Below are 13197 nucleotides of genomic sequence, written 5' to 3'. Positions count from 1 at the left end.
AGGGGGATTTTAAGATTAACTATCGACGATTGGCCGTGCTATGTATTCCTCAGATCAGACCACAGAAGATGAGCGTCTCATCTACCATGCAGATCTTCTGAGCCAGCTTTCAAATCCCAAACGCCTTGAGGTCTGTATTCATCTGTCCGGCCGTGAGGAGGATGTAAATAGCCTGGCCAAGAAGCTTGGAATATCGCAATCAGCGCTCAGCCAGCACCTGACCCGCTTGCATCATTCCGGCATCGTCAAAGTGCGTCGTCAGGCGCAGTATAGATACTATACCTGCGATCATCCGGCCGTGTTGCAGATCCTCAAGACACTTGCGGGAATTTTCGATGCTGAACTCAAAGAGCATGGCAGTCGCGAGGAGAAATCGTAACGCAGCACCGATACGGCTCTGCTGGTTGCCCTTCAAAAATGTAAATTGCGAACGGGCTAGGCAGAATGTGGCCCGTTCGCAATCGATCAAACACCGCGCCTGTTTCCCCAGATGATCACGTGCAGTTGCGGCAGCACCCTCGCCTCGAACCATCGATCATTGCTGACCTTTTCCACGAGCCACCGCATCCGCTCGACGATGCCGTCAATATCGACAATGGCATCTTCTGCATCGGCTGGCGGCGGCGTGTGATTGCCGGGTTGCAGATAGACGGGCAATTGAGGATAGCGAGCAGCCGCGTCTCGCGCATATTCATAGTCGAGATCATCGAATATGACGATCTTCAAGGCGATCTGCGGTCCGTCGCCTGCCATGCGCAGACAGTCGTCGAAGGCGATCCAGTCCGTCACCATGCCGCTCGATGGAGGCTTCGGGCTCAGCACGAGCACATCGAGTTCGGCGAACCATTCCCTGGCCAAGCTCCCTTGAGTCTCCAGGGCGAAGCGATATCCCTCCGCATGGCCCCACGCAATCAGCGGGCCGAGCGGTTGGATCGCAGGATTGCCGCCGGAGAGCGAGATGGTCAGCGGTTTGCCACCTGAAAGTCGCGTTACCTCCTGCCAGATCTCATCGACCGACATCGGCCGCCATTGATCGCGATAATCACTATCGACGGCATGCAGCGTATCGCACCAGGAGCAGCGATAGTCGCAGCCGCCGGTGCGCACGAAGATCGTCGGAAGGCCGATCAGGATGCCCTCGCCTTGGATCGTCGGCCCGAAGATCTCGCTGACGCGAATGGGCGCTTCGCTCATGGCCGGTATTCCGCCCAGGTCTTCGGCGTTTCGCTGACTCGCACGGCAGATGTCTGCGGCAAGCGCTCCTTGCACCAGTCATAGAAATGCTTGGCGAGATACTCCGAGGTCACCCGTTCATGTCCAAAGACATCATTGAGATGGCGATGATCGAACGCTTCGTCGATATAGCGCTTCAGCGGCTGCAGCTCATGATAGTCTCGCACGAACCCGTGCTCGTCCAGTTCGCCGGCGGAAAGCTCCACAACGACGATATAATTGTGCCCGTGCAGGCGCGCACACTGGTGATTGGCGGGAAGATGCGAGAGCTGGTGCGAGGCGGAGAAATGAAACTCCTTGGTGATGCGATACATCACTTCACCTCCTCAGCCGAAAAGCCCGATGTCGCGGCAACCCAGAAATCGGCATCGTCATATTCCGTGGGATCTGCGATACCAGCGAGATGGAAGGCTTCGCGCCGCTCCACACAGGTGCCGCAGCGGCCGCAATGGCGCTCTCCGCCCTTGTAGCAGGACCAAGTCTCGGCAAAGGGAGTTTCATGCCGGGCACCGTCGGCAACGATATCCGCCTTGGAGATCGTGACATAAGGCGCGTAGAGCGAAACGCTGGCATAGCCCTCAAGTGCGTGGTTTTGCATCTGCTGGAAAGCGTGGATGAAACCCGGGCGACAGTCGGGATATATGAAATGATCCCCGCCATGGACCGCAACGGCGACCGCATCCGCCTTCTGCGCTGCCGCAAGCCCGAAGGCGATAGCCAGCATGATCGCGTTACGGTTCGGCACGACCGTCGCCTTCATGGTTTCCTCGGCATAGTGCCCGTCCGGCACCTCGACATCATCTGTCAGAGCCGATCCGGTCAGATGCCGGCCGATGGCGGTGATGTCGATGATCTCATGCGGCACGCCGAGACGCTTGGCGCAGGCGCCCGCAAATTCCAGCTCCTTGCGGTGCCTTTGGCCGTAATCAAAGGAGACGAGGCCGATAAGCTGATGTTCGGCTGCGACCTTATGGGCGAGCGAAACGGAGTCCAATCCGCCGGAGCAGATCACGATAGTTTTCATAATTCAGGATCCCTTGTTTTGACCGGGTGGGCTGCGACCGGATTTCATGGCTTTTCAAAGCCACGGCGGGGTCTCTAGCAGCAGAAACCGGAGGAAACAAGGCAATCGTTCATTTCATCGCAACGCGCTGTCAGCTGCCCTGCGCGTTGCGATGGCTGTGATGTCTTTAGCTGACGCCTGCAAACTTTCCCGAGATGTTGAGATCCGGATAGTAACCTACAGGCTTGCCGCCGACAGTCTGGCCGCCGGTCAGGCTGCCCTGGATCTCCGGCCCGAAGAAGGAATAAGGGAAGGTCGACGGCAAGGCACTCACATCATCGAGGCGTTGGCGCAGTTCGTGCGGTATCGTGAATTCCAGCGCGCCGAGATTATCCTTTAGCTGCTCCAGTTTCGTCGCGCCGACGATGATCGAGGCAATGCCAGGCTGCGTCATCGCCCAGTTGACCGCTACCTGTGCCATGCTGCGGCCAAGCTCGCCCGCCACCTTTTCCAACTCGGCGACGATTGCCCAGTTGCGCTCGTTGAATTTCTGAAAACCGGGATTGCTCGTGCCCCGCACGGTTTCGAGCCGTCCGGCTGTCTCTCCCTGGCTGCTGGGGCGATATTTGCCGCTGAGCAGACCGCTCGCAAGCGGGCTCCAGGCCATGATGCCGGCGCCGTAACGCGTCGCGAACGGTACGAATTCATTCTCGATATTGCGCTCGGCTAGGGAATATTCGAGTTGAAGCGCTGAGATCGGCTCATAACCGCGATATTCGGCAATGGCCTGGGCGCGGCTCGCATACCAGGCGGGAACATCGGACAGGCCGACATGCCGGACCTTGCCCGAGCGCACCAGGTCGTCAAAGGTACGCATTACCTCTTCCGGTGGCGTCAGGCGGTCCCAGCAATGCATGAGGTAGAGGTCGATATAATCCGTGTTGAGCCGCTTCAACGACCCTTCGACCGCCCGCAGGATATTCTTGCGGCCATTGCCGGCCGCATTCGGCGTCTGGGCCGCAAGGTTCATGGTGAATTTGGTTGCGATGACGGCATCGTCGCGCAAGCCGCGCTCAGCGACGAACTCACCCAGCCAAGTCTCCGACGTACCACCGGTATAGGCATCGGCAGTATCGAAAAAATTGCCGCCGGCATCGACATAGGCATTGAAGATGGCCCGCGCCGCTTCCTTGTCGGCACCCCATCCCCATTCCGTGCCGAAGGTCATGGTTCCAAGCGCAAGCCGCGTCACCTTCAGTCCGCTATTGCCCAGCGTGAAAAATTCCATGCTCATCGTTATTCTCCTCTGTGGCGCACCAAACCAGCTCGATGATCGAAAGCGGTCGGCCGCAATTCAGTGCTTATAGCTTCGCTGCTTTTCGTCCGTTCGATAAGGTCATTTAATTTGCATTCATTATGCGATATGGCTCAGTAATGGATCGCGATCTGCTCACACATTTGCCTATCGTCGCCGCCGTCGCGCGCCGCGGAGGATTTGCCGCCGCTGCCAGCGAACTGGGCATGAGCCCATCGGCCGTCAGCCATGCCGTTCGGCTGGTGGAAGAAAGACTTGGACAGCCGCTCTTCGCGCGGACGACCCGCAGTGTTGCGCTAACGGAAGCCGGAAAAAGCCTGATCGGAACGATTAATCCTGCGCTGCAGGACATTCACGAGCGTATGGAGCGCATCAAGGCGGCCAAGGGAAAGCCGAGTGGCCTGCTGCGCATCAATGCCTCCCGCATCAGCCTGCCGCTTGCGATAACCCGCGTCATCAGGGCCATGGCGGAACGCTATCCGGAGGTCGAGATCGAGATATTCTCCGATGAGCGGTTGACCGATATCATTTCCGAGGGTTTCGATGCCGGCATCCGCGTCGGCGAGATGATCGCTCAGGATATGGTGGCGGTCCGCCTGACCCCGCCTTTCCGCGCAATCGTGATCGCATCCCCCGATTATATCGGACGGTTCGGGCGGCCTAAGACGCTGGCGGATCTCGCAGATCACATATGCATCGGTTATCGCCTTATCCGCTCCGGCGGCCTTTACCAGTGGGAATTCGTCGAAGACGGGCGCGATGTCGCCGTGACCGTCAGCGGCCAGGCGATCGTCACAGAATCGCATTCAGCCGTCGAACTCGCCCTGGCCGGCGTGGGATTGGCTTATGTCTTCGAGCCGCTCGTGCAGGCAGAGATCGCATCCGGCAAACTTATTCAGGTCCTAGGCGACTATGCGGTGACGGAAGCAGGCCTTTTCCTCTACTTTCCGCGCCGCGCCGAACTGGCGCCGAAGCTCAGGGCGTTCATCGACACGGTCCGACAAGTCTATCGCGAAGCAGCCACCTAGGCGAAAGTACGTTGACCCTGAGCGGTACGCTCACGAATGGTCAAATTGCGCGGGGCCGGTCCCAAATGCGCAGGAAACGGAAAGCTCGTCGCGATCCGCAATGAATCGTGATTGCCGTCTGCCGTCACTCTCGGCAGTCATAGCGCAAAGGCGTCGCCAATGAGGCATTCAGGAGAGCTGCGGCATCCGCCATCAGCCTTCGGACCAAATGATCGGTAAGTGCCAGGAGGAGGAACCAGTGCAAGATATCGCAACAAAGAAGGGGCCGAGCCCGATCGATGTTGAGGTCGGCAAACGTATCCGCGCGCAACGGCGTCTGCTGGGCATGAGCCAATCGGCCCTCGCCGAGAAGCTGGACCTTACCTTCCAGCAGGTCCAGAAATATGAAAAAGGCGTCAACCGCGTCGGCGCAAGTCGTCTGCAACGTGTTGCTGATAGCCTCGGCGTCCCGATATCGCACTTCTTCGATAATGCAGCCTTTGACAATCCTGTTCCAACCGACGCGCCGCGCAACGACCTCGTCGGCTTTCTTTCGTCCGAAGAGGGCGTGGAGCTCAATCGGGCCTTCACGAAAATCAAGGATGCCAGGACGCGCCAGAAGATCGTGGGCCTTCTCAAATCCCTGGCCTTCGCCTAGCCTTCCCCGCCGAGCCGGCGCCTGCTCGGCCTCGGCGTCAACTTGTAATGCGCGGCGTGCGAATGACCTTGAGGAACAGAGCGTTCATCGCGTCTGAGATGCCTTGTGTCGGGCTCACCTCGAAATAGAGGCCAGGTGAGGCGCACGTCTGCAAGTTGGTGCCGATTTGGGATTGGAACGGCGCGATCCACTGGTTGTACCAGCCGTTTGTCGGCAAGGGAAAATAGGTCGTATAGAGGATAGCGATCTTGATGTTCTGGTTCTTCAACGGCTGACAGAAGGCGGTGGCGAGCGGCTCCTGGCAACGCCCGCCGGTGGTCGGCTTGGTGCAGGTGTTGGGCTTATAGCTGTCGCCGACGCCGTCAGTGACAAGGAAGAGGACCTTCTGACGATCGGAAGTGGTTTTTCCGCTGCCGCCCGTACCGATGATCGGCGCGAGCTGCGTCAACATCGTATCGAAGCTCGTGTCCTGGTCGTTGTTATCACTCTGTCCTCGAACACTCATGAGGTCCACTGCGCCAGTCGCATTTTTAACCTGCGCCATATCGGATGACAGCGCCGATACGTTGGTCAAGCCAATTGTCGAGGTATCTTTACCGAATGTATAGACGGCCATTCTGTACTGATCGGGTGTCACCCTGTTCGTCTTGGCAGTATCCGTAAGCGACTGTGTTGCCAGCCCGACGACGGCGATGCGGGTCTGGACGTGAAGGCGGCTTGCAAGATTATAGTAATTGTTGTCCGTAGTGCTGTCGTGGCACGCAAAGGCACATTTGTCCGACGTGTTTGCCACCATTTTATTAATATCGGTTATGGTAGCACCGATCCCCATGGATGGCGTGTTGTCCAGCAGCATGTAGAAATCCATGAAGGTCGCCGTCTGATACTGTGCAGATGCCGAGCCGCTGACGGGAATGGATGTTTTTCCGATAATCTGACTCAACGTCGTCGGTACGTTCGCCGAAAAATTGACCGTCGATGAGACGACATTTCCCGTGCGCGTTACCCCGGCACTGACGTTGACCGGTATGTTCTGAATATCGCTGGACGCCTGGCCGTAGAAGAGCTTGTTGGCATCGCTTTGACCGATCGTGACGGTGCCGTCGCTTGTCATGGCCATGGCAGCCGCAACCGCCGGCGACGAATCCGCGATTGCGCCGACCGCGGCCGCATCGGCAGCATTCTGCAACTCCGTCCGCACGAGCATCGCATTGGTAATATCGAGCGCCAGTCCCCCAGCCGCGATCAACGGAACGGCGACCAATGCCGTTGTGATCCCGAAATTGCCCGACCGATCCAGAAACAGCCGTCCCGAGAGCTTGCGCACGGCATAAAGGGACTTCAGATAAATCGTAAATCTCTTCACAAGCAAACCTTCTACATTATAAGTTGCGGCGTCGAAACATTCGCTAAAATGAAAGTATTATTACTTTCAAATATACTTATGTATATTATATTCGAGAGATATTTAGATTCTCATAAGGGAGAGTTTCTCAATTATACTTCCAATATTCAGGGGAAATTTACCAAGAATCCGTAATATAGCTGCGCATAGCGCAAATGGCGGATGGAAATCGAACGCGATGAAATCCCCGTCCGAAACGAAAAATATGCGCAAAATCCAATACTTCGTAAAGAAGATATACAGCGGGCATAAAGCCGGAGGTTGCAGAAATTTCAATTTCACGCAAAGTATCTTTACTTGATTTTCAGTGTTTACCCGTGAAAGCAGCAGTGTCGATATCAGGCGCAGCTGACCGCATTGGAAACTGCCACTCACCCTGATGGCTATTGTTGGGATCTTTGCGTGCGCGTTCTTTCCTGCATCTTCACGGAGCACAATCTGTGGCTCGTTCTCCTGGCGGCGCTCGTCTGTGTCAGCGGCGGATGGATCACACTCAACCTGCTCCAACGAGCCGAAAAGACGCGCGAACTTCAACGTGGCGGTTGGATTTTTCTGACCGCCGTGGCTGCCGGGTCGTCGATCTGGTGCACGCATTTCATAGCCATGCTGGCCTATGAAGTCGGAGCGCCGGTCACCTTCGATCCCATCCTGACGATGGCCTCGTTTCTTTTGGCCGTTATCGGCTGTGCCGGCGGGTTTACGATCGCCCTATCGCGCCTGCCGCACATCGCACCGGAATTCGGCGGAGCCGTCGTCGGCCTTGCCATCACCAGCATGCACTATACCGGTATGCTGGCCTACCACGTCGATGGCATCGTTGAGTGGAACCAGGGTTATGTTGCCGCTTCTGTTGCCCTTTCGGTGATTTTTGCAGCCCTTGCACTCAATCAAGCCGTGCGCCGACCTTGGCAGCCCTCCCCCATCGCCGGCCTCGCTCTCTTCGTCATCGCCGTGGTCTTGCTTCACTTTACCGCAATGACGGCGGTATCGGTCACGCCGCTTACAACTGGCGCTGCGATCGCGGACACTTACGCCCTGAAAGCCATGGCGGTTGCCGTAGCCGGCGGCGGATTGCTGATCATCGGTACAGGCGTGGCAAGCTACATGATCGACGAGCGGGCCTCGCGCGAATCCATCGAGAAGCTTCAGCATATGGCACTCAACGACCTGCTGACGGGCCTACCCAACCGCAGCAGCTTCGCCGACCATCTGCAGCGCGAGATCGGTCATGCCAAGGAAGACGGCGTAAAACTCGCGGTCATCGGCATCGACCTCGATCGCTTCAAGGAAATCAACGACCTGCGAGGACACAAGGCTGGCGACCAGGCACTGAAGGCAATCGGACGCCGCCTGCTGCGCCTCGTCCGGGACGGCGAGTTCGTTGCCCGTGTCGGCGGTGACGAGTTTGCCGCTGCCAAGCGCTTCCGCGAGCAGAGCGAGCTTCTGGATTTCGTGGCTCGGCTCGAGAAGGTCCTGTTCGAGCCCATCCGGATCGACGATTTCGAGACGGCGACAGGGGCCAGCATCGGTGTTGCCATCTATCCCGACGATGACGTCGACCAGGAGCGCCTCGTCAGCAACGCCGATCTCGCCATGTATCGTGCCAAGGCAGACATCGGCCGCGCCGTCTGCTTCTATGAATCCAAGATGGATGAAGCTGCCCGCGCCCGTCATACGCTGGCGCAAGATCTGCGCCGCGCTGTCGAATTGGACCAGCTCGACCTGCACTATCAGGTACAGACGTCAGTTCGCACAGGGCAGATTTGCGGCTACGAGGTCCTCCTCCGCTGGCATCATCCCGAGCATGGCGCCGTGCCGCCTTCGGAATTCATTCCGATCGCAGAAGAAAGCGGCACGATCCTCGTCATTGGCGAATGGGTTTTGCGCACGGCCTGCAAGGAGGCGGCATCATGGGAACAGCCCTACAAGATCGCCGTCAACCTCTCGCCCGTACAGTTTGCTCATGCGGATCTCGCAAAGCTCGTTCATACGATCCTTCTCGAAACCGGCCTTGCGCCATCGCGGCTGGAACTTGAAATTACCGAATCCACAATCATTGCCGATAAAACTCGGACCTTGCATGTCCTGCGGCAGATCCGGGCTCTCGGCGTGACCGTCGCCATCGATGATTTCGGCACCGGATATTCTTCGCTCGATACGTTGCGATCTTCCCCTTTGACAAGATCAAGCTCGATCGTTCCTTCATGAACGAGGTGGATCACAGCATTCAGGCAAAAGCGATCGTTCGCGCGGTACTGACGCTCGGCAAGAGCCTGGATATCCCTGTTCTGGCGGAAGGCGTCGAGACCAACCATCAGCTCGAAATCCTGCGCGTTGAAGGCTGCGACGAGGCACAAGGCTTCTTCCTCGGCCGGCCAAAGCCCGTCGGGCAGATCTTCCAGATGGAAGCATCGGCAGAGGACGACGAGGCGTCGGCATTTTCCGGCCGGTTGCCGCCGCATCGCATGCGGCGTCGCTAGCAGATCCAGACGCGGTAACGAGATAGCCGCGGCAATTCCGAGCTGCTGACCTGCCCGCTCCTTCGTCCCGCGCAAATTCGCCGGCCGCAATTGGCAGGGATATCAGATCGAACGGTCGGACACTTCCCCGATCCATTCCGTTGCAAGCTCGATCGCAACGGCGGAGCGGATATCGAGAGCGTTGGCGGCCACGAGAAGCTCATAGCGACCGGCGATGGCTCGAAATGCTCCGATCCGCTCGTCGAAATAGCTCAAATCGCGCGGACGAACGACAAGCGAGGCTGTGCGCTTTTCACCCGGCATGAGCCGAAGCTTGGCAAAGGCGCGTAACTCCTTGTCCGGCCGCTCGAGCGCCGAAACAGGGGGCCGCACATAAAGCTGCACGAGTTCGGAACCCGTTCTGTCGCCGGTATTGGTGACATCGACTGTTACGGTGACACCCTCAGCGCCCATTCTTGTTGCCGAAGCCTGCGCCTCGCCCCAGGAAAATCGCGTATAGCCAAGACCGAAGCCGAAGGGGAACAAGGGCTCGATATTGCGCGTATCGTGATGGCGATATCCGACGAAGACGCCCTCGGCGTAACGCACATGCCCATCCTTGCCAGGATAGACGGATGCGTCGCCAACCATGGCGGAGTTATCCGATAGGCGCTTCGGGAAGGTTTGCGGCAGACGTCCGCCGGGCTCGACATCGCCGAAGAGTACATCGGCAACGGCATGTCCGAGCTCCTGGCCAGGATACCACATCTGCAGCACGGCCCGAACCTTGCCGAGCCAGGGCATCTCGATGGGGCCGCCGGTCTGCAGCACGACAATGGTATTGGCGTTGGCGGCCGCCACCCGGTCTATGAGTTCCTCCTGACGACCCGGCAGACGCATATCTGGCAGATCGAGGCCCTCCGTATCCCACTCGCCGTCGCGGCCGACAAAGAGCAGAACGACGTCTGCATCACTTGCCTTTTGGACGGCATCCAGCATCGCCTCTTCGCCGAGCGGCTTCTCCACGCCGAAGCGTACCGCCGTCAGATTGATCCCCTCCTCGGTCGTCGCGGACGAGCAATATTCGACCACTACCTTGTAGCTCTGTCCGGCTTCCAGATGGATGCCCTGTCGCTGCTCGACATTGGCAGTGCCGAAGTAATTGTCACCGCGAGCCCAGCCATCATAGCCGTTGACGACGAGCTTGCCGTCGACAAAGAGCCTGGCGAGACCCGCATTCGTCATGCCGAATACATGCTCGCCGCTCTCCGTTGGCACATAGGAGGCTGTCATGCGGACGGAGAACTCATTGGGATCGAGTTCCGAAGATGGCAGATCGAACCAGAAGAACTCGCCCTTGCGTGCCGTTTCGGTGGCGATCACCGGCTCTGTAAGGTCGCGGCCTTTAAAATAGTCCACCCGCATCTCACCGGAGAAGACATTGATGAGGCGATTGTTGCGACAGCCGGTAGCATGGTGAATGCTGTTGGCATTCGACAGTGCCTGCCGGATGCCTTCCAAGGGGCTGACCCTGTAGTGGGCTGCGATCTGGGCGCTGCCGCCACCCATGACCCGGGCTTCGGCGGCATTCGGCCCGATAACAGCCACATGCCCAAGGCCTGCCTTCTGCAGCGGCAGAATGCCGTCGTTCTTCAAGAGCACGGCACCCTCGGCTCCGAGCTTGCGGATCAGCGCGCGATCCTCAGGCAGATCAAGCGCGTGTTCGCTCAAATCGGGCACCTTCTCGAAGGCGCCGACCCGCTCAAGCAATGTGAGAATGCGGCGAGCAGCCTCGCGCACGGTTTCCGGCTTGACCTCGCCGTTAGCCACCGCCGCCACGAGCTTTTCGCCACGGTCGCGCGTCGGACCGGGCATTTCCAGATCGAGCCCGGCGTTGACGGTCGCCGCTGTCGAATGGGAGCCGAACCAGTCCGACATGACGATGCCGTCGAACCCCCATTCCTCCCGCAGGACTTTGGTCAAAAGCCAGGGATGCTCGCTCGTATAGGTGCCGTTCAGCCTGTTATAGGAGGACATGACGGCCATAACGCCGGCCTTCTTCACGGCCTGCTCGAACGGCGGCAGATAGATTTCGCGAAGAGCACGCTCGTCGATATCCGACGACATCGTCTGGCGCTCGATCTCGGATTCATTGCCGGCAAAATGCTTGATCGTGGCGGCAATACCCTGGCTCTGCACACCCTGGATATAGGCAACGGCAAGAGCGGCCGTCAGCATCGGATCTTCCGAATAGCATTCGAAATTGCGGCCATTGAGGCCGGAGCGGTGAATATTGACCGTCGGCGCCAACAACACCGAGGCGCCCTTGCTCTTGGCCTGGCCGGCGAGCGCCACGCCCATACGTTCGACAAGGGCGGGGTCCCATGTGGCGCCAAGCGCGATCGCAACGGGAAAGCAGGCCGCATTGACGCCGGCAACCAGCGAGCCGGCGCCGCGGGCTCCGTTCGGCCCGTCCGTGACCTTGATCTTCGGGACACCAAGGCGCTCAACCGGCACCGTGGTCCAGAAATCGGCGCCCGACAGCAGCGAAACCTGCTCTTCAAGCGTCATCCGGTCGAGAATATCGTCGATCATTAGGCCTCCCGAGCAATTCCCTGGCTGTTCCACCGTCCATCCGCGGTGAGGATTCGCATTTAAGACCAACAAATCATAAACACGCCAGATGCTCTTTGGATAAATCGGTAAATCAATGAAATAACATATATTTTTCCGTAATATTCAGCCTTTTCCGCATCGGGACATGCGTGACAACCAGTCGGAAATCATAAATTTGATGCTTGCACGGGTAGCGCCGATGGCAGCGCCGGGCAAAAGCGCCGGTTCGATAAAATGCGAATAATCTTTTTCCGAATAAATTTGACCGTGTCGGATTTCATGAGCCCAACTCATGGAGCCGAGTATGCGTTCACTTCTCGTCGCTGCAAGCTTTCTCTTCGTTGCCGGCCTATTGTTTTCGACGGCAACGACGGCAAAACCCGTCGCCAATACCGCCGCGGCGCACACACATCAATTTGCGCGCGAGGTGACGGATGCGAGCGTACCCGTCGGCTGGACCAACTTCTGCAAAGCGCAACCAACCGAATGCGTGGCTGGCCAAAAGAGCACGGAATTCGTCAATCTCGATCGCGATCATCGGCTGCAACTGCAGCAGATCAACAGCCTGGTCAATCACGAGATCCAGGGCATTGGCGACAATGATCATTACGGCATCTACAAGCTCGGCATCGTCAATTGGTGGACCTATCCCGACGATGGTGCCGGCAACTGCAACGACTATGTCCTCTTGAAGAAGAAATTGCTCATCGAAGCAGGCTGGCCACGGTCTGCCCTGCTGCTGACGGTGGTCCTCGACACCCATAACGAGGGACATCTTGTCCTGATGGCGCGCACGAACGACGGCGATCTCATCCTCGACAATCTCACCGATGCAGTCAAAAACTGGAACGGAACGGGCTATACCTTCATCAAGCGCCAGACGGCCGACGATCCGAACAACTGGGTTCGGCTGGAATCCGGTCGCACACCTGATGAGCTTGCCATGATCAGCAAGGCCTTGGCGTCTCATTCACAGTGATTGGCAGCCCAATAGCTATCGACCAGACCTTTGCCGTCTTGGTCCAGGATGGCAAAATTGCCGGGAATGACGACGAAGAAGCGTTCTCCGCTTTCCGCACCGGCGCTGCCATTTGCACTTGCCGCGTCGACACGACCACAGACGACGAAGCCTGGCATTCGTTCGCTCGGCTTGGCCGCCAGAATATGGATGGCAGAGGGCGGCACCTCTATGCGCCGCGCGACCGCTGCCTTGGCAAGCGCCGGGACATCCGCCATGGTCGGCAAGGCTTCGCCGGGGGCGGCTGCAAGCAAGATGCTCCCTGCGATCACGAGATGTTGCATCGACATCCTTTCGAAAGCCTGGACCACGGGAACGCAACTCTGGACGGCTATATCCCGTATGCCTCTGCAGCCGAAAGCTGCTTTGATCGAAGTTTATTGTGATTCGCGGGGCGGAAGAAGCTTGCGCTCTTGCCTTCGGATAACGATCGCGTATCAAGATCGTCCCCGCGCCGGGGTACATTTTGGAAAGTCAGCTTGC

General features: G+C 58.2%; 11 protein-coding genes and 1 pseudogene. 5 read left to right on the top strand and 7 right to left on the bottom strand.

Translation table 11 applies throughout. The features are described from left to right. The first annotated feature begins 40 nt into the window (after positions 1–40). The gene (locus tag ACK83U_RS23670) at positions 41–379 is read left to right on the top strand and encodes an ArsR/SmtB family transcription factor (protein ID WP_112337626.1); all 339 of its coding nucleotides are present in this window, start codon (positions 41–43) and stop codon (positions 377–379) included. 86 nt (positions 380–465) lie between these two features. On the opposite strand, the gene queE is transcribed toward ACK83U_RS23670, so the two are convergent. From queE to ACK83U_RS23650, 4 genes are all read right to left on the bottom strand, one after another. Further along, positions 466–1194 (bottom strand): 7-carboxy-7-deazaguanine synthase QueE, encoded by a 729-nt coding sequence (gene queE, locus ACK83U_RS23665; protein ID WP_112610618.1) that lies wholly within the window; start codon positions 1192–1194, stop codon positions 466–468. Continuing rightward, positions 1191–1547 carry a 6-carboxytetrahydropterin synthase QueD gene (queD, locus tag ACK83U_RS23660; RefSeq protein WP_112610616.1) on the bottom strand — a complete coding sequence of 119 codons (357 nt, stop codon included), beginning with the start codon at positions 1545–1547 and terminating at the stop codon, positions 1191–1193. Before queD ends, queE begins: the two co-directional genes overlap by 4 nt. Next, entirely contained in the window at positions 1547–2257 is a 711-nt protein-coding gene (queC, locus tag ACK83U_RS23655) for a 7-cyano-7-deazaguanine synthase QueC (RefSeq protein ID WP_112610614.1), read from the bottom strand. The genes queD and queC overlap by 1 nt, the downstream gene beginning before the upstream one ends. Positions 2258–2423: 166 nt before the next feature. Next, a complete protein-coding gene (locus tag ACK83U_RS23650; protein WP_112610612.1) occupies positions 2424–3530 on the bottom strand; it encodes an aldo/keto reductase in 1107 nt (368 codons plus the stop codon). Positions 3531–3670: 140 nt separating this feature from the next. On the opposite strand from ACK83U_RS23650, the gene ACK83U_RS23645 reads away from it, so the two are divergent. Together ACK83U_RS23645 and ACK83U_RS23640 are read left to right on the top strand one after the other, a co-directional pair. Continuing rightward, positions 3671–4579, top strand: coding sequence for a LysR family transcriptional regulator (locus ACK83U_RS23645; RefSeq protein WP_112610610.1), 909 nt, complete (start codon positions 3671–3673; stop codon positions 4577–4579). A 238-nt stretch (positions 4580–4817) separates the two neighbouring features. After that, the gene (locus ACK83U_RS23640; RefSeq protein ID WP_112610656.1) at positions 4818–5216 is read left to right on the top strand and encodes a helix-turn-helix domain-containing protein; all 399 of its coding nucleotides are present in this window, start codon (positions 4818–4820) and stop codon (positions 5214–5216) included. 37 nt (positions 5217–5253) lie between these two features. Here the strand turns inward: ACK83U_RS23640 and ACK83U_RS23635 are convergent, their stop codons facing one another. Then, entirely contained in the window at positions 5254–6543 is a 1290-nt protein-coding gene (locus tag ACK83U_RS23635; RefSeq protein WP_112610654.1) for a TadE/TadG family type IV pilus assembly protein, read from the bottom strand. A gap of 480 nt (positions 6544–7023) precedes the next feature. Here ACK83U_RS23635 and ACK83U_RS23630 point away from each other — a divergent pair. Continuing rightward, positions 7024–9101, top strand: a pseudogene (locus tag ACK83U_RS23630) (putative bifunctional diguanylate cyclase/phosphodiesterase). Positions 9102–9203: 102 nt separating this feature from the next. On the opposite strand, the gene ACK83U_RS23625 reads toward ACK83U_RS23630, so the two are convergent. Further along, entirely contained in the window at positions 9204–11675 is a 2472-nt protein-coding gene (locus tag ACK83U_RS23625; protein WP_112610604.1) for a beta-glucosidase, read from the bottom strand. 325 nt (positions 11676–12000) lie between these two features. On the opposite strand from ACK83U_RS23625, the gene ACK83U_RS23620 reads away from it, so the two are divergent. Beyond that, positions 12001–12675: a transglutaminase-like cysteine peptidase gene (locus tag ACK83U_RS23620; RefSeq protein ID WP_112610602.1), complete on the top strand. Its 675-nt coding sequence runs from the start codon at positions 12001–12003 to the stop codon at positions 12673–12675. On the opposite strand, the gene ACK83U_RS23615 is transcribed toward ACK83U_RS23620, so the two are convergent. Then, on the bottom strand, positions 12663–12998 hold the full coding sequence (locus ACK83U_RS23615; protein WP_112610652.1) for a hypothetical protein: 336 nt from the start codon (positions 12996–12998) through the stop codon (positions 12663–12665). The genes ACK83U_RS23620 and ACK83U_RS23615 overlap by 13 nt on opposite strands. Between the last annotated feature and the right edge of the window lie 199 nt (positions 12999–13197).

Origin of the sequence: Rhizobium sp. WW22 (genome assembly GCF_047041135.1) — a bacterium.
Classification (GTDB): Bacteria; Pseudomonadota; Alphaproteobacteria; order Rhizobiales; family Rhizobiaceae; genus Rhizobium.
The sequence above is the reverse complement of the archived record's forward strand: the minus strand, read 5'-3'. Positions and strand labels throughout refer to the sequence as shown.